This window comes from Hydrogenophaga sp., assembly GCF_026125785.1.
In the GTDB taxonomy this organism is placed as follows: domain Bacteria; phylum Pseudomonadota; class Gammaproteobacteria; order Burkholderiales; family Burkholderiaceae_C; genus Hydrogenophaga.
This window is the reverse complement of sequence record NZ_JAHCKL010000025.1, coordinates 1-25,355: the sequence shown is the minus strand read 5'-3', so window position 1 is coordinate 25,355 and position 25,355 is coordinate 1. Positions and strand designations below refer to the sequence as shown.

Below are 25,355 nucleotides of genomic sequence, written 5' to 3'. Positions count from 1 at the left end.
CGAGCCCCCATCCCCCGTTCGGGCTGAGCCTCTTCCCTCCGAGCACCCCCCGTTCGGGCTGAGCTTGTCGAAGCCTTCCGGCAATCTGCCCGCAGAGACCCTTCAACAGACTCAGGACAGGCCCAGCCCAGGACGAACGGCGTTCATGAGCTCTGCCCAGAAAGGGGCTGACGGTGCACCAGCGGCGGCGAGCAAGGGAGCGCCGCTCGCAGCGGACGTGATCAGCGCTCCCAATCCCGCTCGGATTTGGCGCCGCGCGCCTTCACGGCGGTGAGGTACTGCGTGAGCAAGGATTTGGCGGGCACGCCGCGCGCTTCGTTGTTCTTCACCCATTCCTGCGACAGCGCGGGCAACTGGTCGATCCACTTGCGGCGGTCGGCTTCGGACAGGGGGGTCACGGTCACCGGCGGGTTCTGCGTCTTGCCGATCTCGACCATGCGGTCCAGCGCGGCCTGGTGGCGCTGCACCAGGTCCTCGCCGTGGCGGCGCGAGTACTCGGCGCCGGCCTCGCGCATCGCGGTCTGCACCTCCGGCGGCAGCTTGGCCCAGGTGTCCTTGTTGATGGCCAGGCCGCCAGAGAACACCACGCCCATGTTGACCTTGGTGATGTAGGGCGCGACTTCGTAGATCTTGGTCGGCAGGATGCCGGTGGCCAGGGACACCACGCCGTCGGACACACCGGTCTGGATGTCGGTGTAGAAGGTGGTGAGCGCGCCGTCGACCGGCGTGGCGCCCACGCCGCGCAGCCACTGGCCCAGGATGCCTGGCGCCGAGATCTTCTTGCCGCGCAGGTCATCGACCGATTTCACGGGGAATTTGGTGAAGATGTCGTAGGTGTCGGACCCGGTAGCACCCAGGAACACGAGGTTGTACTTGTCCCACTCGTTCTTGAACGCGGGGTTCTTCTCGATGAGTTCGTTCATCGCACCCAACACGATGCGCGTGTCGCTGGTGACGAAGGGCGTGTGCACGCTGAGTTGACTGATCGGCATCTTCGCCGGCTCCAGGTAGCTGAACACCCAGCCGATGTCGGTGATGCCCTGCTCCACCGAGGTCAAGGTGGCATTGGCCTTGTAGAGTTGTCCACCAAAGGCTTCCCGCCACTGCACCTTGTACTTGCCGCCCGCTGCCAGGCGCTTGTCCACCTCGGGCATGAACACCTGCGGAATGAAGCCCACCCATGGGATGGTGGTGGGGTGGCTCGACGCCACGGTGAGGTTGATCACCTGCTGGGCCGTTGCGGCCAGAGGAAGACCCGCCACTGCCGCGGCCAGTGCCGTCAGGCGAAGGAATGTCGAACGTCGCATGTTTGTCTCCTGGTTATGGTCTGGGGTGTCGTCAACGCGAAGAAAGACTCAATCGACCTGGGCGCCGGACTGCCGCACGAGTGCGGCCCATTTGTCCACTTCGGCACGGCCAAAGGCGGCCATGGCGTCGGGCGCGAGCGGCCTCTGCTCGACACCCTGCGCCGCCAGCTTGGGCGCCACATCGGCACTGGCGAGGGCGCTGGCCGCCACCTGGCGCAGGCGCGCCACGACGGGCGCGGGCGTGGCGGCGGGCGCGTACAGCATGAACCAGGCCACCAGATCGAAATCGGCGCCGATCTGCTCGGCGATGGTCGGCACGTCCTTGGCTGCGGCGCTGCGTTGCGCGCTGGACGCGCCCAGTGCGCGAAGCCGGCCGGCCTGCATGTGCGGCAGCACGGCGGCCGGGTGGTAGAACATGAAGTCGGCACGGCCGCCCATCACGTCGTTCATGGCCATGCCGCCTTCCTTGTACGGCACGTGCAGCATCTGCCCGCCCAGGCGCGCCTTGAGCAGCTCGCCGGCCAGGTGGCCCGAGGTGCCGTTGCCGGCAGACGCGAAACTCACGCCCTGCCCCTGCGCCGCGCGGGCCTTGAGGTCCGCGAGGGTCTTGATGGGCCCCTGGCCGGACACCACCAGCATCGTCGGCGTGTAGCCCACCAGTGCCAGGGGCGTGAAGTCCTTGAGTGGGTCGTAGGCCAGGTTGCGGAACAGCGTGGCGTTGATCGCGTGCGTACCCACCGTGCCCATGAGAAGCTGGTAGCCGTCGGCCGCACCGCGTGCCACCTGTTGGGACCCCACGGTGCCGCCCGCGCCCGCGCGGTTCTCCACCACGATGGACTGGCCCAGTTCGCGGGCCATGCCCTCGCCCACCACGCGCGCGATGATGTCGGTGGTGGTGCCGGGGCCGAAGGGCACGACCATGCGCACCGGCTTGTCCGGATAGGCCTGGGCATGGGCGGCGGCGGGCAGCACCAGGCTGCCGGCGGCGGCACCGAGGGTGATCATGGCATCGCGCCGGCGGAGCAGGCGTCGGGATTCGTTCATGCGGTCTCCTTGTTGTCGTTGGATGGGGATGCGGGCCAGCCGCGTGCGTAGCGGGCGTTGTGTTCGCCCAGCGTCGGCGGAGGCATCACGGCCAGGCTGCGCTGGCCGTCGAAGCTCAGCGGCGAACGCACGGTGCGCGAGGCGCCCATCACCGGGTGGTGCGTGTCCACGAAGAGCTGCAGGTGCTGCGCCTGCGGGTCCTCGGGCACCTCGTCGGTGCGGTACATGGGTGCGTGCGGCACATCCTGCGCCAGCAGGCGCGCGCACCAGTCGTCGCGCGTGCGGCCCTTGAGGATGCCGCCCAGGAGCTCGATCAGCGCATCCTGGTTGGCGATGCGCCCGGGGCGGCTGGCGAAGCGTTCGTCCTCGAAGATGTCGGGCCGCTCCATCGCGTTCGCCAGACCCTGCCAGAACTTCTCTGGCGAGGACATGTGCAGCGCGACCCAGCCGCCGCAGGCGCATTCGAGCACGTAGGATTGCGACACGCTGGGCCGGCTGTACGGCCCCATGACCTCGCCCACGGAGAACAGGTGCGTGAAGGCGTCGAGGTTGAAATGCGCCATGGCCTCGAACATCGAGACATCCACGCGCCGGCCGCGGCCACTGAGCTGCCGCTCGTACAGCGCGCCCAGGATGCCAAAGGCGGCGTAGTAGCCGGTCATGGCATCGGCAATGGCCGGCCCCACCACGCGCGGGTTGGCCGGGTTGACCAGCAGGCGCAGGTAACCACTGGCGGCCTGCGCGACCGTGTCGTAGCTGGGGCGGCTGGCCGCCGGACCGTCCTGGCCGAAGCCGCTGATGGCGCAGTACACCAGACGCCCGTTGAGCGCGCGCAGGCGCTCCTCGCCGGCGTGGATCTGCTCGGCAAAACCAGGGCGGAAGTTCTGGATGTAGACGTCCGCGCCCTCGATGAGCCGGTCGAAGGTGTCGCGGTCTTCGGGTTTGCGCGTGTCCAGCGCCACACTGTGCTTGTTGCGGTTGTAGGTCTGGTAGTGAGGGCTGTAGAGCCCACCCTTGAAAGCGCGGAACGGATCGCCGGTGCCGGGCAGTTCCACCTTCACCACCTCGGCGCCCATGTCGGCCAGCATCATCGAAGCGGCCGGCCCGGTGATGAACGTGCCGTGCTCCACCACCCGCAGACCTTGAAGAACCTGGGTCATGGCCGAGCCTTCACACTTTCTGGTCGGGCACGAAGCCCTCCGGGAGCACGCCGGTGTAGCGTTGTTCGCGCGTGGCCTGGTAGGACAGCGCAAAACCGATCGGGTCTTCCAGCTCCTCGCTCATGTGGGCAATGAGCCCGGCGCAGCGCGCCAGCATGGGCACGCCCTTGAGCGCGTTGAGCGGAAAGCCCACGCCCAGCAGCACAGCGGGAATGGCCGCCGACACGTTGAGCTTGAGCTCCTTGCCCAGCAACTCCGGCAACACGGTCTCCACCGCCTCGGCGATCTGCACGAAGCGCTGGCCACCTCCCGCCTGCAGCGACACGCGGAACAGCGCCGATACGCGTGGGTCGCGCGCTTTGTGCAGCGGATGCCCGTAGCCGGGCACAGCCTGCTTGCGCGCGCGCCATTCGCTCACCACGGCGCGCGCGGCGGCGGTGATGTCGCCGCCGTGCGCGGGCGCGGCGCGGTCGATCTCATCGAACAGGCGGCCCGCGGTTTCCGAGGCCCCCAGGATCACAGAGCCGCAGCCCAGGATGCCCGCAGCCACGGCGCCCTGAAGCGCATCCGGGGCCGCGGCCAGCGTCATGCGCGCCGCCTGCACACTGGGCACGAGGCCGTGTTCGGCAATCGCCACCAGCGTGGCGTTGAGCACCGCGCTGGCCGGCGCATCGGGCCGGCGGCCGGTGAGCAGCAGGTAGAAGTAGTCGGCGAAATTCACCTGCCCGATCAGGTCCTGGCAGAGGTCCTGGCCCCGCACCACGATGGCGTCGGGGTTGGAGGCACAGATGGCCGACTGCGGCACGGTGGCCTTGCCTATCTTCAAAAGAAATCTCCGGTTGGTTGCAGAAAGGGCGCGGTGCGCACGCTCAGGCCGCACGCACCAGGCGGAAGTCGTAGGTCGCGCTGTGGTACGGGATGTTCATGTGGCGGCCATCGGGCGCCTCGCCAGGCGGGTGCGCGGCAAACGGCACGATCAGGCTGTTGCGCACGCCAAAGACCGCGTCCGAGTCCAGGTAGGGGCTGTCGGCGACGAAGAGGTGCGTGGTCACGGGCTGATGGCCTGGCGCGTACACCTTCATGTGGATGTGGCCCGGGCGGTTGGGGTGGCGGCCCATGCGCCGCAGCATGGCACCCACCGGCCCGTCGTCGGGCACCGGGTAGTACGACGGTTTGATGGACCAGAAGCGGTAGCGGCCTTGCGCGTCGGTGTGGAAGCGCGCACGCAGGCGCATGCCGGCGTCTTCGCCCATCTGCATGTCGTACACGCCCTCGCCATCGCCAGACCACACGTCCAGGCAGCAGTTGGCGATGGGTTGGCCCTCGGTGTCGGTCACGCGGCCGTGGTAGTAGGCGGGCTCGCCAGGCATGCTCTGGCCAATGTCGCTGCCCAGTTCCAGCTCGGGCGCCCCCTCCCAGTAGAAAGGCCCCTGCACCGTGGCCTCCGTGGGCGTGCTGGCACCACCGCCCTGGGCCTGGAAGGCGCGCGCCGCCTTGAGCTGATTGAGGGCCACCACCAGCATGGAAATGCCCAGGGTGTCCGACAACAGGATGAACTCCTGGCGCTTGTCGTCGCAGGTCTTCCCGGTCTCGGTGAGAAAACCGATGGCGGTCATCCACTCGGCCTCGGTGAGCTCCACCTCACGCACAAAGGCGTGGGCGTGGCGGATGAGCGCGCTCATCACCTGCTTGAAACGGGGGTCCTGGCAATCCGCCAGGCGATCGAGAACGGCCTGCGTGAGGTCTGCGGCTTCGTGTTGAGCCATGTCTGTGTCTCCTGTTTTGTGGCTGCAGTCTAGGGTGGGTTTTTCGACGATGGAAGTGATGAATTTCGACCGGTATCATCGACGGCATCGATGCTATCGAGGATCAGGAGAACGTGATGGAACTCAGGCACCTGCGCTACTTCGATGCCGTTGCCGAGACGCAGAACTTCACGCGGGCGGCGGAGCGCCTGCACGTGACGCAATCGACCTTGTCGCACCAGATCCGGCAACTGGAGGAAGAACTGGGGATGGTGCTGTTCGACCGCAGCCACAAGCGCGTGGCGCTGACCGAGGCCGGCGAGATGCTGCGCAGCCATCTGGTGCCCGCGCTGCAGCAGATCGACCGCGGCCTGCAATCGATCCGGCAGGCCCCCGAGGCGCTGGTGGGCGAACTGCGCATCGGCGCCACGCACAGCTTCAACACCCGCCTGGTGCCGCTGTGCGTCTCGTCGTTCGTCAGCCATCACCCGGGCATCCGCGTGAGCGTGGAAGAGCTCTCGGCCGAACTGATCGCCCGGCGCCTGGCCAGCGGCCACCTGGACCTGGGAGTGTCCTACCGCCCGGACGATCGGCCAGAGCTCTGGTTCGAGCCGCTCTACAACGAGGAACTGCGGCTGGTGGTGGCCAGCGCCCACCCGCTGGCGCGGCGCCGCCGCGTGCGCATGATCGAACTCAACCACTGCCGCATGGTGCTGCTGCCAACGCAGTTCTCCACCCGCAAGCTGCTGGACGACTGCTTCGAGGCCGCAGGCGCGCAACCTCGGGTGATGGCCGAACTCAACTCGATCGCGCCGATGATCGAGCTGATCCGCCAGACCGACCTGGCCGGCATCATCGCGGAAACCGCGGTCACGCCCTCGCCCGACCTGCGCGTGGTCCCCATCGAAGACCCGACGCCGATCCGCACACCTGGCCTGCTCTGGAAAAAGGGAGCGAACCGCTCGCCCATGGTGAAGCACATGGCCTCCGTGATCCGCCGCGCCGCCATGGGGCCATCGAGCTGAGCCCCTCCCCGCTGAACCGCTGCCGTTCGGGTGGCGCCCTCTCCATCTCGGGCCGAACTCCTCCCGTCAGGGCTGCCTCCCTCCCGTTCGGGCCACCCCCGCCCGTTCGGGCCGCTCCCCCCCGTTCGGGCCGCTCCCCCCCGTTCGGGCTGAGCTTGTCGAAGCCCTCGCGCGATCTGTCTGTGTATGCCCTTCGACAAGCTCAGGGCGAACGGGGTGCGGGCGCTCCATCTCACATGGGAATAGCCCCTTACGTTCGGGCGGGTCGCTCCCGTTCGGGCCACCCCCCTCCCGTTCGGGCTGCCCCCTCCCGTTCGGGCTGAGCCTGTCGAAGCCTTCGCGAGGTCAGACTGTCAAAGCCCTGGGGGCAGACGTCATCCGCCCAGAGTCAGAGCAGTTGGCAAGCCTGCTCGAAGCTCAGGCGCTTGTTCCGGTCGAAGAGTTTGCTGTCGTCGCCGTAACCCAGGTTGATGAGGAAGTTGGCGCGCCAGCGGCCGTCGGGGAAGAACTCCGCATTCACCTTGGCCAGGTCCACGCCGCTCATGGGGCCGCAGTCCAGGCCCAGGGCGCGCGCGGCAATGATGAAGTAGGCGCCGCCCAGCGTGCCGTTGCGCGTGGCCGTGGCTTCGCTCATCGCCGGGTTGTTCTCGAAGTTTTCCTTTGCGCCTTCGCGGTGCCAGACCTGGGGCATGAACTCGTAGAACTTCGTGTCGGTGGCCACGATGACGGTCACCGGCGCATCGCGCGTCTTGTCCAGGTTGCCGGGCGTGAGCGCGGGCAGCAGGCGCGCGCGCGACGCGGCCGAGTTCAGGAAGACATAGCGCGTGGGCTGGGTGTTCATGGACGTCGGCCCCATGCGGGCGACGTCGTACACCTGGCGAAGGAGGCTCTCGGGCACTGGCTTGTCGATGAAGCCGTTGGCGGTGCGGGCCTTGAGGAAGATCTGGTCCAGGGCTTGGGCGTCTATGGTCATGGTGTGGTTCAAGTGAAGAAAGGAACGGATCAGTCGAGGCTGATGTTGGCGGCCCGGATGAGGCCGGTCCAGCGTTGCACGTCGCGTGCCAGCATGGCCTTCGCGTCGGCAACGCCGATGCTCATCGGGGTCCCACCGGCCTTGCGGAAGGTCTCCATGAGTTCGGGTGAGGCTATCACCTTGGCCAGTTCGGTGCGCAGGCGCTCCAGCACATCCGGCGGGGTCTTGCTCGGGGCGAAGTAGCCGAACCAGGACTCCAGGTCGAGCTTGACCACGCCGGACTCGTTGATGGTGGGCACCGAAGCCTGCATGGGGTTGCGCGCGGCGCTGGAGACGGCGATGGCCTTGAGCTTGCCGGTCTCCACGTGCGCGCGGGTGGTGGGCGTGAGGTCGAAGAACAGGTCCACGCGATCGCCCAGCAGGTCGGCATAGGCGGCCTGCGCGCCCCGGTAGGGCACGTGCACGATGTCCACGCCAGCCTGGTTCCACAGCGCGGCGGCGAGCACGTGCTGGCCGGAGCCGTTGCCCGCGGACGCGTAGGTCAGCTTGCCTGGGTTCGCCTTGGCATGGGCCACCAGCTCGGCCAGGTTGTTGAACGGCAGACCGTTGCGCGCCAGCAGGGTGTAGCTGTAGCTCACCGCCAGCCCCACGGGTTCGAAGTCTTTCAGGCTGTCGTAGGGCAGGTTCTTGTACAGGCCCATGTTCAGGACCATGTTGGACACCGAGCCGGTGAGCAGCGTGTAGCCGTCGGGCGCGGCCTTGGCGGCGGCATCGGTGCCGACCAGGGTGCCCGAGCCGGTGCGGTTCTCCACCACCACCGCCTGGCCCAGCGGCGTGGCTAGGCGGTCGGCCAGGGCACGGCCCACGAAGTCGAAGCCGCCGCCCGGTGGCTGCGGAACGATGACACGTATGGGCCGGTTGGGGTAGTTGGCCTGGGCCCATGCGGCGCCGGGCACCATCGACGCCAGTGCGACGCAGGGCACGGTCGCCAGCAGTTGGCGGCGAGAGGGCAAAGCGGGCCCATCGCCCCTCGTGAAGAGTGCGTTCATGGTGTCTTGTCTCCTGTGGTTGTGGTCTGGCACGGTGGGTGCGGCCCGTGCCCGCCGCATCGCCTCAACCGGGTGGATTCACCTCGCGCTCCAGGTCGCCGCCAGCGAGCCAGCGCGCGCCACGGCGGTAGAGCTCTTCCACCACGGGGCCCTTGAGCATGGGCATGTCCATCTTGACCTTGTAGCCAATGCGCGTCTGGATGTAGGCCAGGTGGCGGTAGCCCTCGGGCAGTTCCGCCAGGGCCTTCTGGTCCAGCACCAGCGTGGCATTGGCGTCCAGCGGGTCGATGCGGTCCTTCTCGTAGATGGGCTGGCGGTGCAGCAGCTTCCACTGGCCTTCGTGGCGCACCACGAAGTCGTAGAAACGACCGGTGCAGACCACGTCGCACAACACGGGACCATCGCGGCCTTCGACCATGCCACGCTGGGAGATGGTCATCTTGGTCTGCGCGATGGCGCGGTCGCCTTCGACTTCAATGGCCGAGCCGCCCAGGAAATGCAGGATGCTCACGCCCTTGGCCCAGCCCTCCTGCGTGACACGGATGAAGTCCGCGAACGGCCCCTGGAACCAGGTGGCCATCATCACGCCCTGCGGGTGCCAGACCGTGGCGAAGCGCTCCCAGTCGCCCGCATCGCGCCACACGGCCCAGCGCTCCACCATCTGGCGGATCAGCAGTTCGTCTTTCAGTTTGTCCTGCACGCAGGTCTCCTTTCTTGTGATGGGTGGGCTGTCTTCAAGGGGTTTCGAAATCCACCTGGTGGCGTGCGATGCGCAGCCCTTCCAGTTCGCGGCGCACGCGCAGATGCTCGGGGTGGTCAGCATAGTCGCTGAGCGCCTGGCGCGTGGCGAATTCGGAATACAGCACGACGTCGCAGGCGTAGTCCACGCGGCTCTCGTCAACGCCGATCTCCAGCCGCAACAGGCCCGGGATGCGATCGCGCATGCCTTCGAAGGCGCTCTTGAGGCGGCGCAGGTTGGCGTCCTTCTCTGCCGCGGTCGCGCCGCGGATGTTCCACATGACGATGTGCTTGATCATGCTCATGGGCCTCGGACACATCACGCGGGCGGAAAGCCCACCTTCTGCGGCCACAGGTTGGCGAAGGCGTGCACGGCACTGGCCGCGTAGACACCCGCCTGCGTGAAGGGCTCTTCGGCCAGCCAGCGCAGGGCTGCGTCGCGGTCGGGGAAATCGATGGCGAGCAGGCTGCCCACCATGGTCTGGCCGTCGTCGGCCAGCAGGGGACCCGCGAACGCGATGCGTTCGGCCTGCTGCGCCAGGTAGGCCTTGTGCTGCGGCCGCACGCGCTGGCGGATTTCCGCGGCGCCGGGCCGGTCGAGAAGATGGAAGATGTAGATCATTGGGGAATCACTCACATGCGGGCCAGCCAGGTGGACAGGCCCGGAAACACCGCGAGAACGAACAGCACCACCACCATGGCGAGCACGAAGGGGAAGGTTCCGGCAAAGATATCCCTGATCGTGATGCGAGGATCGTTGAGAGCCGACTTCACGGTATAGACCGAGACGCCGAACGGCGGCGTGAGCAGGCCGATCTCCACCGCGACCACGGTCAGCACGCCAAACCAGATCAGGTCCATCTGGAACGCGGTGGCGATGGGCAGGACGATGGGCAGCATGATCAGCATGATGGAGACCGAGTCGATGATGCAGCCCAACGCGATCACGATCGCCAGGTACGCAACCAGGAAACCCCAGGGGCCCAGGCCCATGTCGGTGATGCTGGTGGTGATGGCCGCCGGCATGCCTGTGAGGGCCAGCATGCGGCTGTAGAGCGAGGCGGCGATGATGAGGAACAGCACCGAGACGGACACATAGCCGGTTTCGGTAAGCACGTTCCACAGCTTGCGCCAGGTCAGGCGCCGGCGAACCAGCGCGATCACGAACGAGCCCGCCGCACCCACCGCACCGGCCTCCGTGGGCGTGAAGAAGCCGCTGTAGAGGCCACCCAGCACCAGCACCACCAGCAACAGAATGGGGAAGAACTTGACTGCGGCGCTGGACCAGGTCTCGTCATCGCCCTTGGAGGCCTCCTTGGGTCGCCCGGAGCTGTACATCTTGCGCGGCAGAAAGTAGGCCAGCGTGAGGATCAGGACGGCAAAAGCCGCCGCCATGACGATGCCAGGCAGGATCCCCGCGAGAAACATGCGGCCGATCGACTGCTCCGCCAGGACGCCGTAGATGATCATCAGCAGGGACGGCGGGATCAGCATGCCCAGCACGGAAGAACCCGCCACCACCCCCACCGAGAAGCGGGGCGTGTAGCCGTGGCGGATCATCTCGGGCGTGGCCACCTTGGTGAACACGGACGCCGAGGCGATGGAGATGCCGGTGATGGCGGCGAACACCGCATTGGCGCCCACGGTGGCCAGGCCCAGGCCGCCGCGCAGGCGGCGCAGCAGCCACTGGAACACGTCGAACGTGTCACGCCCCACGCCGGAGACGCTGACGAACATGCCCATGAGCACGAACAGCGGCACCACGCCAAAGAGGTAGTCGCGGATGGCGTCGTTGGCCGCGGCGCCAACGAAGCGCGCGGCGATCTCGGGCGAGCGGATCAACCACACGCTGACGAAGGACGTGACGATGAGCGCCACGCCGATGTGCATGCCCAGCACGATGCCGGCCAGCATGAGGCCGATGGCCATGAAGCCGATCATCAGTTCACTCATGGCCGGCTCCATGCGCGGCGGCCCGCGCACTGTCGCTCAGGTCGTGCCAGACCAGCAGCGCGTACTGGACGGCGGCCAGCGCCGCGCCCAGCGTCACGACGAAGCGCATGGGCCAGGTCGGGAACGTGAACACGCCCTCGATGCCGAGGAACTCGTTGTCGCCCCAGGCCCGCATGAGCAACGGCCAGGTGGCGTAGGCGATCACCGCGCAGGCAAACACGCCAAAGACCGAGAACAGCGCCCGCAGGCGCAGGCCGGCGCGAGGCCGCTTCAGCATGAAGGGGTCCAGGAACAGGTCCGCGCGGCTCATGCGCCCGTGGCGCAGCGTGGAAGGCAGTTGCAGGAAAACGATGACGATGATGGACATGGCCACCATCTCGGCCACGCCGTCGATGGGCTGGTTGAAGGCATTGCGCATGAAGACGTCGGCGCACATCAGCACCATGACCGCCGCGATCACCAGCGAGCCCAGGCCGTTGAGGCCATCGACCAGGTACCCGAAAGGGCTGCTGGGGGCCGACGGCACCGGCGCGGCCTCCAGGTCTGTGTTGGCTTCGTAGGACATGGTGGGTCAGAGTTCCTTGTCCCAGTCGCGTGCCGGCTTGACGCCGCGCTTGCGCAACTCTTCCATGTAGGTCTTCACGATATCGGCGGCTGGCCCGCGGGCGGCATTGGACTTGGCCCACTCGCCCGCGAGGTTGGGCATGGTGGACACCCATTTCTCGCGCTCGCCCGGCGCCAGGGGAGCGACCTTGACCGGAACGGCCTGGCTCGCGCCCTGGCTGGCAATGGCCTTGAGCGCGGCCTCGTAGCGCTCCATCAGCGTCTTGCCCAGGGTGCGCGAGTACTCCAGGCCGACTTCCTTGACGATCTTCTGCACATCGGCGGGCAGTGCGTTGAAGCTGTCCTTGTTCATGGCCATGCCGCCGTTGTAGAGAGCCCCGATGTCCACCGTGGTCACGTAGGGAGCGACCTCGTAGATCTTGTTGGGCAGGATGCCGGTGGCGATGGAGATGGTGCCTTCGCTGACGCCGGTCTGGATGTCGGTGTAGTAGCTGGTGAGCGAGCCGTCCACCGGCACCGCGCCGGAGCCGCGCAGCCAGAGCCCGACGGCGCCGGGGGCCGAGATCTTCTTGCCCTTGAGGTCGGCGTAGGTGGTGATCGGGGTCTTGGTGAACAGGTGGTAGGTGTCCACGCCAGAGGCACCCAGGAAGACCAGGTTGTTGCGGTCCCACTCGGCCTTGAGCGCGGGCACCTTCTCATTCATTTCGTTGGCCACCTCCAGCAGCAGGCGCACGTCGCCGGTGGCGAAGGGCGTCACGGTGGCGAACTGCGAGAGCGGCATCTTGGCCGCCTCCAGGTTGTGGAACACCCAGCCGATGTCGGCCACGCCCGACTGCACCGACGACAGCGTGGCGTTCATCTTGTAGAGCTGGCCGCCATAGGCCTCGCGCCACTCGATCTTGTAGCCCTTGTTGAGCGCGGCCACGCGCTTGTTGACCTCCGGCACGAAGAGCGTGCTCATGAGGCCGACCCAGGGCAGCGAGGTCGGGTGGCTGGAGGCGATGGTCAGCTTGAAGGTCTGCTGGGCCTGCGCCTGCGGCAGGCCTGCGCCCAGGAGGGCCGCGCCGGCAGCGGCGGCCAGGACGGTGCGGTGAAAACCGCGCTTGTTCATCAACATGGTGTGTCTCCTTCTAGGTGGTTTTCTTCACGGGATTGAGGACGAAATCGAAGTCCAGCGTGGTCAGGCCGTCGGCTTGCCTGACCCATTGCGCCACCAGCGACTGGCGCACGCCGAACACGGCATCCGAGTCGAGGTAGGGGTCGCCGTCCCGGAACACATGCGTGACCAGGGTCTCGTAACCGGGCGCCTTGATCATGAAATGCAGGTGGGCCGGCCGCCACGGATGGCGTGCGGTGGCGCGCAGCATCTCGCCCACGGGGCCGTCGTCGGGAATCGGGTAGGGCTCGGCCACCACGCTGCGGAAATGGAACCCCCCATCCTCCGCGCTGTGCAGCACCGCCCGGCCCTGGTGATGGGGCAGGTCCGGCCGCTGCACGTCGTAGAGGCCATCCGCGTCAGCCTGCCAGACGTCGATCTCGGCGCCAGCCACGGGCTCGCCGCCCAGGCCGCGCACACGGCCGCGCACCAGGCAGGGTTCGCCGGGTGCGCCGTTGGCGACATCCGCGCCCTGCTCCACCACGGGGGCGCCTTCCACATGGAACGGACCGAACACCGTGGCCTCGGTGCAGCCGGCGGGCTTGTCGTTGTTCATGGCCACCGTCAGCATGGACAGGCCCAGCGTGTCCGAGAGCAGGATGAACTCCTGGCGCTGGTCGGTGCAGGTGTGGCCGGTGGCGGTGAGGAAGTCGATGCCACGCTTCCACTCGTCCTCGGTCAGCCGGACCTCGCGCGCGAACGCATGCAGGTGCTGCACCAGGCTGGTCATGATCTGCTTGAGCCGCGGGTCAGGGGTCTGCGCCAGACGCGCGAGCACGGCCTGCGTGATGTTGTACTGGTCGAGATTTCTCAATCCTTGTCTCCATGTGTTCTGCGGATGCCTTGCAGAGCCGTCACAATGTATGGCCTGCGGATGAACCGGCCAATGCCTGTGGCAAAAATGACTTTTTCTGCCGGTGGAACAAAGAGGAGACCATGGACCGCTGGACCGAGATCGAACTGTTCGTGCAGGTGGCTGAGACCGGCAGCCTGAGCCGCGCAGCCGAACTGCTGGACCTCTCCAACGCCAGCGCCAGCCGCCATCTGGCGGCACTCGAAGAACGGCTGGGCGCGCGGCTGGTGGAGCGCAACACGCGCCGCCTCTACCTCACCGACACCGGGCAGGAGTTCTTCCAGCGCGCACGCGCCATCCTGGCCGATCTGCGCGACGCGGAGTCCACCGTCAACGCGGCGGCGCTCAATCCCACCGGCGTGCTGCGCGTGACGGCATCGCTCTCGTTTTCCATGCACCACATCGCGCCGCTGCTGCGCGAGTACACCGACCGCTACCCCAACGTCACGGTGCACGTGGAGGCCGCGAACCGCTACCTGGACATCATCGACAACAACATCGATGTGGCGATCCGCAACCGGGAATACGAACCGGACTCCAACATCACCATTCGCCGCCTGGCCGAGACGCGCCGCATCCTGGTGGCCTCACCCGGCTACCTGGCGCGCCACGGCGTGCCGCGCGATCTGGACGACCTGCAGCGCCACAAGCTGCTGATCTACATCCATGCCAACAACCCCAATGAGCTGCGCTTCTCCCGCGGCGACGAGCAACGCACGGTGGGCGTCAAGGGACTGCTGGAAAGCAACGACGGGCAGATCCTGCGGGCCGCCGCGCTCGATGGCATGGGCATCCTGGTGCAGCCCAGCTACATCGTCTACGACGACATCGTCGCGGGCCGGCTGGTGCCCATGCTGGACGACTGGGACCTGCCGCGCCTGACCATCAACCTGGCTTATCCCAGCCGCAAGCACCTCAGCGCCAAGGTGCGCACCTTCATCGACTTCATGGCCGAGCACTTCAAGAAGATGGACTACGAGCGCAAGTGGACCGGGCGGTTCACGGTCTACTAGGGTCGCCCTGGGGCCTCACGCCATCGAAGGCATCCTGCAGCAGTTGCCGTATCGCCGCACGCTCCAGGGCCCGGGGATTCGGGTACTGGTTGCTCATGGCGATGTCACAGGCCTTGTCCAGGTCCTCGGCCTTCATGCCGATGGCCTTGAGCGCCACGGGCGCACCATTGTCCCGGGCCAGGTCGTAGACCGCCTGGGCCGCGCTGTCACCGCCCAGTGCGCGGCGGATGCGCTGCATGGCCTGCGGCGCGGCGGCGGCGTTGTACGCCAGGGCATGGGGCAGCACGATGGTGTGGGTCTCCGCGTGGGGCAGGTTGAAACTGCCTCCCAGGGTGTGGCAGAGCTTGTGGTGCAACGCCATGCCGACGGTGCCGAGCACGATGCCGCAGAGCCACGCGCCATACAGCGCGTCCGAGCGGGCTTCGGCATCGCTGGCGTTGGCGCGGATGCGGGGCAGTGCGCGACCCAGCGCGGCAATGCCCTCTTCCGCCATCAGGTCGATCACCGGGTTGCCTTCCACCGAATACAGGCCCTCGGCCGCATGCGCGATGGCGTTGATGCCGCTGGTCACGCTCAGGCCCACCGGCAGGCTCGCCGACAGCGCGGGGTCGTAGATCACGGTGCGCGGCAGCACGCGCATGTCCTTGCCGGTCTTCTTCAAGCCGGCCTCGGTGATGCCGTAGATCGGCGTCATCTCGGAGCCCGCGTAGGTGGTGGGGATCGCGACGATGGGCAAGCCTGAATCGAGCGCGATGGCCTTGCCCAGTCCGGTGGTGGAGCCGCCTCCTATGGCCACGGCGCAGTCTGCGCCCAGGCGGCGCGCCTCCTCGCGCGCCTCGCGCGCGGTCTCGATGGGCACGTGCATGACGGCGCGGTCGAAAATACCGGCGGCCCGCGCACCCAGCAGGGCCGCCACCTGTTCGGCAGAGGCGCGCTGCTCCGGCGTGCACAGCACCAGCGCGCGCCCCGCCTGGAGCGCGTCCATCTCCGCCGGCAAGGAGGCCAGCGAACCTTCGCCGAACACCACGCGCGAAGGCAGACCCTGGTAGACGAAGCGCTTCATGGAGCCAGCCCCGCACTGCGTTCCACGGCCCTGATGATGGCCGCGTAGTCCTGCTCGCCGTCGCCCTGCGCCTGCGCCGCCGCCATGAGCTGGCGGGTCGATGCGGTCTGCGGCACCGGCGCCTCGCAGGCGGCGGCTTCGGCGAGGATGAGGTCGAGGTCTTTGTTCATCTGCGTCACGGTGAAGGTGGGCGTGAAGTCGCGCTGCGAGAGCTGCACCGACTTGGCCTTGAGAATAGGCGAAGCCACCGCGCTGGCACCGAGCACCGCCCACATGTCCGCCCAGTCGAGTCCACCTTTGCGCCCCAGGGTGAGCCCTTCGGCCAGCATGGCGCTGGTCTGCGCAATGAGCAGGTTCACCACCAGCTTCATCAGCCTAGCCTGCTCGCCTTCGCCCAGGTAGAAGTGGTTGGGACCCCAGTAGCGCAACAAGGGCAGCAGGCGCTCATGCACCGCACGCGGACCGGATGCCATCACCGTGAGCTGGGCGGCCTCGGCCATGTGGTTGTTGCCCGAGACCGTGGTGCGCAGGTAGTCCACGCCAGCCCGCGCGCAGGCCTGCGCCACATCGGCCGAGGCGCGTTGGGACACGGTGCTGGTGTCCACGTACACCGACCCAGGCTTGAGCGAGGCGGCCACCGAGAGCCCCACGCTGAGCAGGGCCTGGTCGTGCGGCAGCGAAGACATCACCACCTCGGCGTCGACCAGGTCGTCCCCGCCACCGACCGCCAGGCCGCGCGCGGCCGCGAGCGCGATGCGCGCCGGGTCGAGGTCGCTCACGGTCACGGCGTGGCCGGCGTCCCGGATGTGGGTGGCCATGGGCAGGCCCATCTTGCCCACGCCAATGAAGTGCACACGCCATGTGGTCATTTACTGTCCTTTGAGGTTTGCCGCACGGGCGATGCGCGCAGCAGCGTCCATCTCGGTGCGGATGAAGGCGTTGAAGGCCTCGGGCTCCATGGGATAGGGGTCTGCACCCAGCCGCGTGAGGCGGTCTTTCACCTCCGGATCGGCCAGCGCCTTGAGCGCCTCGGCGTGCAGGCGCTTCTGCACGGCTGGCGGCGTCTGGGCATGCACGATCATGCCGACCCAGAACACGAAGTCCGAGCCGGGCACGCCCGCTTCCACCGTGGTGGGCACCTGAGGCAGCGCGCTGGTGCGCTGGGCGGTGCTCACGGCCAGCGGCACCAGCTTGTTCTCCCGGATCAGGGGCAGGGCCGACGACAGCGGCGAGAAGTACCAGTCGGAGCGTTCACCCATGACGTCGGCCAGGGCCTCCGGCGTGCCTTTGAAGGGAATGTGCTGCGCGTCGAAGCCGGCCTGGAGCTTGAACTTCTCGGCGTTGAGGTGGGTGGCGCTGCCCACGCCGGCCGAAGCGTAGTTCAGCTGACCGGGCTTGGCACGCGCGGCGGCCAGCACATCGCTCACGCTCTTCCAGCCCCGCGCGGGGGACACCACCATCACGTTGGGCAGCGCCGCCAGCGGCGTGATGCCGGTGAGGTCCCGCAGCGTGTCGTAGGTGAGGTTGTTGTAGATGGCCGGGTTGACCGCGTGGCTGGACGAGGGGATGAGGACGGTGTAGCCATCGGGCTCGCCACGCGCCACCACCGCCGTGGCCAGCGAACCACCGGCCCCAGGGCGGTTCTCCACCACAATGGGCTGGCCCATGCTGCGCGACATGGCGTCGCCCACGGTGCGTGCGATCAGGTCGGTGCCGCTGCCGGCGGTAAAGGGCACCAGAAAGCGGATGGGCTTGGCCGGGTAGGCCTGGGCGGCGGCCGTCGCCGGCAGCACACAGGGCGCCAGCGCCAGCACTGTCGCGCAGACGGCCAGGGGTGTGGACCACATTCTTTTCATGCTTGTCTCCTGCTTGTGTGGGAACCGGATGGGAACGGCCATCCACCGCATGCAGAGGCCGCACACCGGCGGCCTCGCTCTGGCTCAGAGGCCCATGGCCTGCGTGATCTTCTGGCCGGAGGCGCGCAGCTGGTCCAGCAAGGGGGTGATGTCCACGTCCTGCAGGCGCCCATCGCGCTTGCGCCACTGGCCCGCCACCATCACGCTGTCGATGTTGGCCAGGGACGCCTGCATCACCACCGCACTCACCGGGTCGTGCACCGGCTGCATGTTCAGCGTGTCGGCACGGATCACCACCAGGTCGGCCTGCTTGCCCGGCGCCAGGCTGCCGATGCGGTCCTGCTGCCCCAGCATGCGCGCGCCTTCCAGCGTTACCCAGGCCAGCGCCTCGCGCGTGGTGATGGTGGAGGTGGGCGGAATGCTGCCGTGCGCCTCGCGGTGCGCCACGTTGTCCAGGCTGCGCTGGATGCCCAGGGCGATGCGGGCCTGGCTGAGCATGTCGCCGCTCATCACGCTTTCCAGGTCCACACCCAGCGAAGGCGCGCGCCCCAGCGCCCGCAGGCGTCCCGTCAGGGGGTGGCCGTGGCCTTGCGACATCTCGCTCTCCGCCGCCGCGGAAAAGCTCATGCCCAGCTCGCAGAATCGGGCCAGTTGCGCATCGCTCAGCGCATGGCCGTGCACGATGTTGATGTGAGGCCCCAGCAGGCCCGCCGCGTCCAGGCGTTCCCAGCCGTCGGGCGTACGGGCGGGGCCGCCACCCTGGTGCAGCGAGGCGATCAGCCCCAGTTCCTTGGCCATGCGGAAGTCGTGCATGGCCACCTCCAACGTGGCGTAGTGCGGCCCCAGCACGGCGGCGTGGATGCCCAGCAGCGGCTTGCCCGCATGGGCCTTGAGCAGGCGCTCGACCTCGGCGCGCGGATGCGGCTGCTCCCAGAACGGCGTCTGGCCCGGTTGCGGGTCTGGCTTGGGCGTGCCGTGGAAGAAGGCCGCGCGGATGCCGGACTGCTCCAGCCCGGCCACCGCCGCGTCGTTGTGCGCCGGCGTGGGGTTGTTGTGGCACCAGTCCACCAGGGTGGTGGTGCCGCAGTTGAGCTGGTTGAGCGCGCCCACCAGGGTGGCAATGTGCAGGTCTTCGGGCGTGAACACCGTCGCCAGGCCGGCGTGCATGTTCTTGAAGTACTGCAGCAGCGTCCAGTTGGCCGCCACCCCTCGCAAGGCGGTCTGCCAGGTGTGCATGTGCGCATTGACCAGGCCGGGAATGACGATGCAGCCACGGGCATCGACCACCCGCGCGTCGTCCGCGATGATCACCGGCTCGATGGCCGTGATCGTGTCGCCGGTGACCAGCACGTCGCCGCGCGCCAGGTCGCCCTGCGCGTCCATGGTGACGACGGTGGCTCCGCGGACAAGGGTTCGGGCGGCGTTCATGCCCGGGCCCTCAGTTGCTCAGGCCGTCGCTGACATCGACGTCCAGCGGCTGGATCTGCAGCCCGGCGTCGGCCGCGGTTTCCTTGAGCAGCACGGCAAAGTCGATGTCGTCGTAGCCACGGCCCACCATGCGCGCGATGCTCTCGCGCGTGGCCGCCGCCGCCGGCATGGCCACGCCATGCGCCTTGGCCGCGCCCAGCCCAAGGTCCATGTCCTTGAGCAGCAGCTTGGGAGTGAAGGTCACCTGCTCGAAGTTCAGCTTGGTGAGCACCGGCGTCTTGTAGCGCGTGTACATGGAGCCCAGCACCGAGTCGTTGATGCTCTCCAGGAACACATGGCGCGGAATGCCGGCCTTTTCCGCCAGCACGGTGATCTCGCAGAGGTTCTGGATGATCACACCGAACATGGTGTTGTGCGCGATCTTCCAGACGCGCGCCAGCTCGCCTTCGCCCACCCACATGGCTTTGCGCGACATGGCGGCGAGGTAAGGCTCGGCCTCGTCGTAGATGGACCTGGGCCCCGAAGCCACCACCAGCAGCTTGCCGGCCTTGGCCACCTTGGCGTTGCCGGAGACCGGCGCGCACAGGTAAGCGATGCCCAGGGCTTCCAGCTTCGCGCGGATCTCGGCCGAACCCTCCTGCGAGATAGAGGAGCTGTCGACCACCACGCGCGGACGCCGGGCGCCAGCGACCAGGCCACCTTCGCCAAACAGAACCTCCTTGAGGTCGTTGGTCGTGGACACCATGGTGAACACAGTGTCGCAGGTGGAAAGGTCCTGCTTGCTGTTCACCACCACGGCCCCGTATTCGGCCAGGGGTGCGGCCTTGGCGGCCGTGCGGTTCCACACCTCCACCGTGTGGCCGGCCTGGGTCAGCCGCTTCACCATCGCCTCGCCCATGCGGCCCAGCCCGATCCATCCCATGCGTTTGCTGCTCACCACTCTTGTCTCCTGTCGGTCGTTGTCAATGGCCGCAGAGTGTGTCGCCCACCCTCGCCCGTGACAACGGAAGAACTGAAAATCACTTTTCCGGTCTGAGAAAAGCCAGCTCCCCACGGACGTGGAAAACCCGATGACAATGCCAGCCGGAAGCCGCCTCCCCGGCGCCCTCCCCTTGCTCTCTCAACCGCACCCACTGGAGACTTCCCTTGATCAACAAGATCGCCGCCTCGGTGGCCGAGGCGCTGGCCGGCGTGCAGGACGGCGCCACCGTGCTGATCGGCGGCTTTGGCACCGCCGGCATTCCGGGCGAACTCATCGACGGCCTCATCGAACAGGGCGCGCGCGACCTCACCGTGGTCAACAACAACGCGGGCAATGGCGACCATGGCCTGGCCGCCCTGCTCAAGGCCGGGCGCGTGCGCAAGATCATCTGCAGTTTTCCGCGCCAGGCCGACAGCCATGTGTTCGATGCGCTGTACCGCAGCGGCGCGCTCGAACTCGAACTCGTGCCCCAGGGCAATCTGGCCGAGCGCCTGCGCGCCGCCGGTGCCGGCATCGGCGCCTTCTTCACGCCTACGGGCTACGGCACCGAACTGGCGAACCACGCCGACGGCAGCCCCAAGGAGACGCGCGTCATCAACGGCCGGCCCTATGTGCTGGAGTACCCGATCCACGGCGACGTGGCGCTCATCCGAGCCGAGCGCGGAGACCGCTGGGGCAACCTCAGCTACCGCAAGGCGGCGCGCAACTTCGGTCCGGTGATGGCGACCGCCGCGAAGCGCACCATCGCCAGCGTGCACGAGATCGTGGAGCTGGGCGGCTTCGACCCCGAGGCGGTGGTGACACCCGGCATCCACGTCAGCGCCATCGTGCAGGTGCCGCGCGTGGCCACACAGGCCGGCGGCTTCAAGACCGCCGCGTGACAGCAGAGGCAGACATGAACTACACCCGCAGAACCAAGGACGAACTCGCGCGCCGCGTGGCGCAGGACATCCACGACGGCGCCTACGTCAACCTGGGCATCGGCCAGCCCACGCTGGTGGCCAACCACCTGCCGCCCGGCATCGAGGTGGTGCTGCACAGCGAGAACGGCATCCTCGGCATGGGCCCGGCGCCCGCGGCCGGCGAAGAAGACTACGACCTCATCAACGCCGGCAAGCAACCCGTCACGCTGCTGCCCGGCGGCGTGTACTTCCACCACGCCGACAGCTTCGCCATGATGCGCGGCGGCCACCTGGACATCTGCGTGCTCGGCGCCTTCCAGGTCTCCGCCACCGGCGACCTCGCCAACTGGAGCACCGGCGAAGCCGGCGCCATCCCCGCCGTCGGCGGCGCCATGGACCTCGCCATCGGCGCCAAGCAGACCTGGGTGATGATGGACCTGCTCACCAAGAAAGGCGAGAGCAAAGTGGTGGCCCAGTGCAGCTACCCGCTCACCGGCATAGGCTGCGTCAAACGCATCTACAGCGACCTCGCCACACTGGCCTGCACGCCCGAAGGCCTGCAACTCATCGACCTGGTGGACGGACTGACCCACGCAGAACTGGAGCGGCTGGTGGGCCTGCCCATCGAAGGCTAGACAGGAACACCCCCCTGCGCCGCTGCGCGGCTTCCCCCCTCCCTGGCGCGCCTGTCGGCGCTTGGAGGGGGGACGGCTGCTGGGACCGGCGGAGCCGGATCCTCGCAGCCTCTGGGGGAAGACCTGTCTCCGGCGGCCCTACCTCCGGCGCGCGCGGTGCAACCAGAGATGCCGAGGGACCGGCGGAGCCGGATCCTCGCAGCCTCTGGGGGAAGACCTGTCTCCGGCGGCCCTACCTCCGGCGCACGCGGTGCAACCAGAGATGCCGAGGGTCCGGCTCCGCCGGCCCAAGGCATCGTCCCCCCTCCAAGCGCCGACAGGCGCGCCAGGGAGGGGGGAAGCCGCGCAGCGGCGCAGGGGGGTGTTAGATGTTTCCGTAATAAACAAGCAAAAATTCATTCGTTCCTTATTTGGTGCGACGACGGGATCATCCAGCCCATCCCGTCAACACCCCACTGAGGAACCCCATGACCACTCGCCGCCAACTTATCCAGGCCCTGGCCGCCACCGCGTTGACCGCGGGCGCTGTCTCCGCCATTGCCCAGCCCGCCCCTGTCACCCTGCTCAATGTGTCGTACGACCCGACGCGTGAGCTCTACGTCGAGTACAACGCCGCCTTCACCAAGTACTGGAAGGCCAAGACCGGGCAGGACGTGACCGTCAAGCAGTCGCATGGCGGCTCGGGCAAGCAGGCCCGCTCCATCATCGACGGCCTGGATGCGGACGTGGCCACCCTGGCCCTGGCCGGTGACACCGATGCCCTGCACAACAACGGCAACTGGATCCCCAAGGACTGGCAGAAGCGTCTGCCGCTCAACAGCTCCCCCTACACCTCCACCATCGTGCTGGTGACGCGCGCGGGCAACCCGAAGAACATCAAGGACTGGGACGATCTGATCCGCCCGGACGTGAAGGTCATCACCCCCAACCCCAAGACCTCTGGCGGCGCACGCTGGAACTACCTGGCCGCGTGGGAATTCGCCAAACGCAAGTACGGCGGCGACGACAAGGCCAAGGACTTCGTGGCCAAGCTGTACGCCAACGTGCCCGTGCTCGACACCGGCGCGCGCGGCTCTTCCATCACCTTCGCGCAGCGCAACCAGGGCGACGTGTTCATCTCCTGGGAGAACGAGGCCTACCTGCTGGAGAAGGAGTTCGGCAACAAGGTGGACTTCGTCTATCCCTCGCTGTCCATCCTGGCCGAACCCGCCGTGACCGTGGTCGACAAGAACGTGGACAAGAAGGGCACGCGCGCCGTGGCCGAGGAGTACCTGAAGTTCCTCTATACCGAAGAGGCGCAGGACATCATCGGCAAGCACTTCTACCGCCCGACCTCGGCCAAGGCCCAGGTCAAGTACGCCAAGCAGTTGCCCAAGCTCAACCTGTTCAAGATCGAGGACGCCTTCGGCGGCTGGGAACAGGCGGCCAAGGTGCATTTCAGCGACGGCGGCAGCTTCGACCAGATCTACACCAAGAAGTAAGCAGCAGCCAGAAGACCAGAAGCCAGACGCTGTCACACCCGCACACCAAGGAAACCCCCTGTGTCCGTCCTCTTGATCGCCGGCAGCCCTTCAGAGCATTCGCGTTCAGCCGCCTTGCTCGATGAAGTATCGAGCCGGCTCGGCCTGCGCCACGCGCTGATCGACAGGCTGCACATCCGCGACCTGTCTCCGCAGGCCCTGCTGCTGGCGGACGTAGGCCACAAGTCCATCGCCCGCGCGGTGGGGCAGGTGGCCGCGGCGCGGGCGCTGGTGGTGTCCACCCCGGTCTACAAGGCGGCCTACAGCGGCGTGCTCAAGGTCTTCCTGGACCTGCTGCCGCAGACCGCCCTCCAGGGCAAGGTGGTGCTGCCGCTGGCCACCGGCGGCAGCCCACACCACATGCTGGCGCTGGACTATGCGCTGCGCCCGGTGCTGCAGTCGCTGGCCGCGCGCCACATCCTGCCCGGCGTCTATGCCAGCGACGCGCAGATCCCCAAGGACGGCGAGGGCCGCTACCAGGTCAGCCAGGACATCGGCGACCGCCTGGACGATGCCGTGAACACCCTCTTGCACGAAGGCCTGCGAATGCCGGCCACGGGCGCCTTCGCGTCCGTGCCGTTCTCCCAGGTGCGATGCAGCGTCTGACGCCGCGGCTCCGGGCCGGCGCTCCTTGATGCCCACTCACCTCAGCACACACGTTCCCCTCCAGAAGACCACAACATGTCCATTCAAGCCATCAACGTTCGCAATCAGTTCAAGGGCAAGGTTCGCGAAATCATCCGCGGCGACGTGGTCTCCGAAGTCGATGTGGAGACACCCTGGGGCATCGTCACCTCCGTGATCACCACCCGCTCGGTCAACGACCTGGGCCTGGAGGTCGGATCGGAAGTGGTTGCGCTGGTGAAGTCGACCGAGGTCTCGATCGCCAAGCTGTGACGCTCATCGCGCATGAACTTCCAGCAACTCCGCTCCGTGCGTGAAACCGTCCGCTGCGGCTTCAACCTCACGGAGGTGGCCGCCATGCTCTACACCTCGCAACCCGGCGTCAGCCGCCAGATCCGCGAACTCGAAGAGGAACTGGGCGTGACCATCTTCGCGCGCGCGGGCAAGCGCCTGACGGGTCTCACCGCTCCAGGCCAGGCCCTCCTGCCCATCGTTGAGCGGCTGCTGCAGGAGGCGGACAACCTGCGCCAGGCGGGCAAGGAATTCGTCTCTCGCCTGGAGGGCGGCCTGTCGATCGCGGCCACGCATTCGCAGGCCCGCTACGCGCTGCCGCACGCGGTGCGCGACTTCCGCACGCTGTTCCCGCAGGTCACGCTCAACCTGCACCAGGGCTCGCCCAAGCAGGTGGCGGAAATGCTGCTCACCGGCGAAGCCGACATCGGCATCGCCACCGAGGCGCTGGCCAACTACCCACAGCTCGTCACCCTGCCCTGCTACCGCTGGACGCACAGCATCGTCGTGCCGCTGGGCCACGCCCTGCTGCGCGGCGAAGCCCCGCTGACGCTGGAGCGTCTGGCCGAACACCCCATCATCACCTACGACCAGGGCTACACCGGCCGATCGCACATCGACGACGCGTTTGAAAAGGAAGGCCTGCGCCCCAACGTCGTCATCACCGCCATGGACGCCGACGTGATCAAGACCTACGTGGAACTCGGCATGGGCGTGGGCATCGTCGCCAGCATCGCCGTGGACAGCGAACGCGACCGCCACCTGCACGCGATCGACGCCCGCCACCTGTTCGAAATCAACGTCACCCGGCTGGCCGTGCGGCGCGGCAACTGGCTGCGCGGGTACGCCTACAGCTTCATCGAGACCTTTGCACCCAGCCTGAACCGACAGTTGGTGGAAGAGGCGTTGAACGATGAGATCGTGACGGTGTAAGGGTGGCTTTTCCGCAGAGAGACTCAAGCAGCTCAACCTGCCTTGGCAAACAGACCTTGCGAAGATCAAACCCTTCGACAGCGGCGCGGCGTGCGGCTACGGACAACTCCTCTCGTCGTCTCTGATTGCTCAGAAGCGACTCGATCTGTTTGACGAGAAAAGCATGGTCGAAGAAGTCGACCAACAACGCATTGCCTTCATGCTTGAGGACCTCTTGGACCGGCGCTGTATCGCTGGCGACAATGGCGCACCCCACGCTCATCGCTTCGATCAGGCTCCAGCTCAGCACAAAGGGATAAGTAAGGTACACGTGCACGGTCGATAGCTGCAGCACCCGGGTGAATGCTTCCCGATCGAGTCGGCCCAGGAAATGCACCCGTTTCGCTGCGGCCTCATCCAGCTTTGATCCCATCTCTTCCAGCATGTACATGCGCCAGTTCTTGTGCTTCTTGGGCAACGAGCCATAGCTCACGCCGTCCTCGCCGACCACCAGAACGTGCGCACTGGGTCGTGCCCTCAGAAGTTCTGGCAGGGCGCGCAT

The 25,355-nt window shown here is 67.3% G+C and carries 28 protein-coding genes; 8 read left to right on the top strand and 20 right to left on the bottom strand.

The window, feature by feature from the left end:
- Nucleotides 1-221: 221 nt before the first annotated feature.
- From KIT53_RS17820 to KIT53_RS17800, 5 genes are read right to left on the bottom strand one after another with little or no spacing between them, the layout of a single operon-like run.
- The gene (locus KIT53_RS17820; protein WP_297755492.1) at nucleotides 222-1,307 is read right to left on the bottom strand and encodes a C4-dicarboxylate TRAP transporter substrate-binding protein; all 1,086 of its coding nucleotides are present in this window, start codon (nucleotides 1,305-1,307) and stop codon (nucleotides 222-224) included.
- Nucleotides 1,308-1,355: 48 nt separating this feature from the next.
- The gene (locus KIT53_RS17815) at nucleotides 1,356-2,351 is read right to left on the bottom strand and encodes a tripartite tricarboxylate transporter substrate binding protein (RefSeq protein WP_297755489.1); all 996 of its coding nucleotides are present in this window, start codon (nucleotides 2,349-2,351) and stop codon (nucleotides 1,356-1,358) included.
- Nucleotides 2,348-3,511: a CoA transferase gene (locus KIT53_RS17810; protein WP_297755485.1), complete on the bottom strand. Its 1,164-nt coding sequence runs from the start codon at nucleotides 3,509-3,511 to the stop codon at nucleotides 2,348-2,350. The genes KIT53_RS17815 and KIT53_RS17810 overlap by 4 nt, the downstream gene beginning before the upstream one ends.
- A gap of 10 nt (nucleotides 3,512-3,521) precedes the next feature.
- Nucleotides 3,522-4,337, bottom strand: a complete 816-nt coding sequence (locus KIT53_RS17805) for a citryl-CoA lyase (RefSeq protein ID WP_297755483.1) — start codon at nucleotides 4,335-4,337, stop codon at nucleotides 3,522-3,524.
- A 43-nt stretch (nucleotides 4,338-4,380) separates the two neighbouring features.
- Complete coding sequence (locus KIT53_RS17800; protein ID WP_297755479.1) at nucleotides 4,381-5,277, bottom strand: dioxygenase; 897 nt, start codon at nucleotides 5,275-5,277, stop codon at nucleotides 4,381-4,383.
- Between the two features lie 116 nt (nucleotides 5,278-5,393).
- Here KIT53_RS17800 and KIT53_RS17795 point away from each other — a divergent pair, with 116 nt between their 5' ends.
- A complete protein-coding gene (locus KIT53_RS17795) occupies nucleotides 5,394-6,281 on the top strand; it encodes a LysR substrate-binding domain-containing protein (protein ID WP_297755476.1) in 888 nt (295 codons plus the stop codon).
- 388 nt (nucleotides 6,282-6,669) lie between these two features.
- Here the strand turns inward: KIT53_RS17795 and KIT53_RS17790 are convergent, their stop codons facing one another.
- From KIT53_RS17790 to KIT53_RS17750, 9 genes are all read right to left on the bottom strand, one after another.
- Nucleotides 6,670-7,254, bottom strand: a complete 585-nt coding sequence (locus tag KIT53_RS17790; protein ID WP_297755472.1) for a malonic semialdehyde reductase — start codon at nucleotides 7,252-7,254, stop codon at nucleotides 6,670-6,672.
- A gap of 29 nt (nucleotides 7,255-7,283) precedes the next feature.
- On the bottom strand, nucleotides 7,284-8,303 hold the full coding sequence (locus KIT53_RS17785) for a tripartite tricarboxylate transporter substrate binding protein (protein WP_297755469.1): 1,020 nt from the start codon (nucleotides 8,301-8,303) through the stop codon (nucleotides 7,284-7,286).
- A 64-nt stretch (nucleotides 8,304-8,367) separates the two neighbouring features.
- Nucleotides 8,368-9,003, bottom strand: a complete 636-nt coding sequence (locus tag KIT53_RS17780) for a nuclear transport factor 2 family protein (RefSeq protein WP_297755467.1) — start codon at nucleotides 9,001-9,003, stop codon at nucleotides 8,368-8,370.
- Nucleotides 9,004-9,037: 34 nt separating this feature from the next.
- Nucleotides 9,038-9,346, bottom strand: coding sequence for a Dabb family protein (locus tag KIT53_RS17775; RefSeq protein WP_297755464.1), 309 nt, complete (start codon nucleotides 9,344-9,346; stop codon nucleotides 9,038-9,040).
- Between the two features lie 14 nt (nucleotides 9,347-9,360).
- Nucleotides 9,361-9,663 carry a YciI family protein gene (locus tag KIT53_RS17770; RefSeq protein WP_297755576.1) on the bottom strand — a complete coding sequence of 101 codons (303 nt, stop codon included), beginning with the start codon at nucleotides 9,661-9,663 and terminating at the stop codon, nucleotides 9,361-9,363.
- An 11-nt stretch (nucleotides 9,664-9,674) separates the two neighbouring features.
- Nucleotides 9,675-10,994 carry a TRAP transporter large permease gene (locus tag KIT53_RS17765; protein ID WP_297755461.1) on the bottom strand — a complete coding sequence of 440 codons (1,320 nt, stop codon included), beginning with the start codon at nucleotides 10,992-10,994 and terminating at the stop codon, nucleotides 9,675-9,677.
- Nucleotides 10,987-11,559 carry a TRAP transporter small permease gene (locus KIT53_RS17760; protein WP_297755458.1) on the bottom strand — a complete coding sequence of 191 codons (573 nt, stop codon included), beginning with the start codon at nucleotides 11,557-11,559 and terminating at the stop codon, nucleotides 10,987-10,989. Before KIT53_RS17760 ends, KIT53_RS17765 begins: the two co-directional genes overlap by 8 nt.
- A 6-nt stretch (nucleotides 11,560-11,565) precedes the next feature.
- A complete protein-coding gene (locus KIT53_RS17755) occupies nucleotides 11,566-12,675 on the bottom strand; it encodes a C4-dicarboxylate TRAP transporter substrate-binding protein (RefSeq protein WP_297755455.1) in 1,110 nt (369 codons plus the stop codon).
- A gap of 13 nt (nucleotides 12,676-12,688) precedes the next feature.
- Entirely contained in the window at nucleotides 12,689-13,528 is an 840-nt protein-coding gene (locus tag KIT53_RS17750) for an intradiol ring-cleavage dioxygenase (protein WP_297755452.1), read from the bottom strand.
- Between the two features lie 122 nt (nucleotides 13,529-13,650).
- Here KIT53_RS17750 and KIT53_RS17745 point away from each other — a divergent pair, with 122 nt between their 5' ends.
- Nucleotides 13,651-14,580, top strand: a complete 930-nt coding sequence (locus KIT53_RS17745) for a LysR family transcriptional regulator (RefSeq protein WP_297755448.1) — start codon at nucleotides 13,651-13,653, stop codon at nucleotides 14,578-14,580.
- Here the strand turns inward: KIT53_RS17745 and KIT53_RS17740 are convergent.
- The 5 genes from KIT53_RS17740 to KIT53_RS17720 all read right to left on the bottom strand — a co-directional run bounded on the left by KIT53_RS17740 (nucleotide 14,567) and on the right by KIT53_RS17720 (nucleotide 19,981).
- Nucleotides 14,567-15,643 carry a maleylacetate reductase gene (locus KIT53_RS17740; protein ID WP_297755445.1) on the bottom strand — a complete coding sequence of 359 codons (1,077 nt, stop codon included), beginning with the start codon at nucleotides 15,641-15,643 and terminating at the stop codon, nucleotides 14,567-14,569. The two genes, KIT53_RS17745 and KIT53_RS17740, sit on opposite strands and share 14 nt — an antisense overlap.
- Nucleotides 15,640-16,512, bottom strand: a complete 873-nt coding sequence (locus KIT53_RS17735) for an NAD(P)-dependent oxidoreductase (RefSeq protein WP_297755442.1) — start codon at nucleotides 16,510-16,512, stop codon at nucleotides 15,640-15,642. Before KIT53_RS17735 ends, KIT53_RS17740 begins: the two co-directional genes overlap by 4 nt.
- Nucleotides 16,513-17,499, bottom strand: coding sequence for a tripartite tricarboxylate transporter substrate binding protein (locus KIT53_RS17730; protein WP_297755439.1), 987 nt, complete (start codon nucleotides 17,497-17,499; stop codon nucleotides 16,513-16,515). It lies immediately after the preceding gene.
- 84 nt (nucleotides 17,500-17,583) lie between these two features.
- Complete coding sequence (locus KIT53_RS17725) at nucleotides 17,584-18,927, bottom strand: amidohydrolase family protein (RefSeq protein WP_297755436.1); 1,344 nt, start codon at nucleotides 18,925-18,927, stop codon at nucleotides 17,584-17,586.
- 10 nt (nucleotides 18,928-18,937) lie between these two features.
- Nucleotides 18,938-19,981, bottom strand: coding sequence for an NAD(P)-dependent oxidoreductase (locus KIT53_RS17720; protein WP_297755433.1), 1,044 nt, complete (start codon nucleotides 19,979-19,981; stop codon nucleotides 18,938-18,940).
- Nucleotides 19,982-20,073: 92 nt separating this feature from the next.
- Here KIT53_RS17720 and KIT53_RS17715 point away from each other — a divergent pair, with 92 nt between their 5' ends.
- From KIT53_RS17715 to KIT53_RS17690, 6 genes are all read left to right on the top strand, one after another.
- Nucleotides 20,074-20,790 carry a 3-oxoacid CoA-transferase subunit A gene (locus KIT53_RS17715; protein ID WP_297755430.1) on the top strand — a complete coding sequence of 239 codons (717 nt, stop codon included), beginning with the start codon at nucleotides 20,074-20,076 and terminating at the stop codon, nucleotides 20,788-20,790.
- A gap of 14 nt (nucleotides 20,791-20,804) precedes the next feature.
- Nucleotides 20,805-21,446, top strand: a complete 642-nt coding sequence (locus KIT53_RS17710) for a 3-oxoacid CoA-transferase subunit B (RefSeq protein WP_297755427.1) — start codon at nucleotides 20,805-20,807, stop codon at nucleotides 21,444-21,446.
- Between the two features lie 467 nt (nucleotides 21,447-21,913).
- Complete coding sequence (locus KIT53_RS17705; RefSeq protein ID WP_297755424.1) at nucleotides 21,914-22,927, top strand: sulfate ABC transporter substrate-binding protein; 1,014 nt, start codon at nucleotides 21,914-21,916, stop codon at nucleotides 22,925-22,927.
- Between the two features lie 60 nt (nucleotides 22,928-22,987).
- The gene (gene ssuE, locus KIT53_RS17700) at nucleotides 22,988-23,572 is read left to right on the top strand and encodes an NADPH-dependent FMN reductase (RefSeq protein ID WP_297755422.1); all 585 of its coding nucleotides are present in this window, start codon (nucleotides 22,988-22,990) and stop codon (nucleotides 23,570-23,572) included.
- A 75-nt stretch (nucleotides 23,573-23,647) separates the two neighbouring features.
- The gene (locus KIT53_RS17695) at nucleotides 23,648-23,863 is read left to right on the top strand and encodes a molybdopterin-binding protein (protein WP_297755418.1); all 216 of its coding nucleotides are present in this window, start codon (nucleotides 23,648-23,650) and stop codon (nucleotides 23,861-23,863) included.
- A 12-nt stretch (nucleotides 23,864-23,875) separates the two neighbouring features.
- Complete coding sequence (locus KIT53_RS17690; protein WP_297755416.1) at nucleotides 23,876-24,814, top strand: CysB family HTH-type transcriptional regulator; 939 nt, start codon at nucleotides 23,876-23,878, stop codon at nucleotides 24,812-24,814.
- Here KIT53_RS17690 and KIT53_RS17685 read toward each other — a convergent pair.
- Nucleotides 24,738-25,355 (bottom strand): glycosyltransferase (locus KIT53_RS17685; protein WP_297755413.1); only part of this gene is annotated, 618 nt, incomplete at its 5' end. The two genes, KIT53_RS17690 and KIT53_RS17685, sit on opposite strands and share 77 nt — an antisense overlap.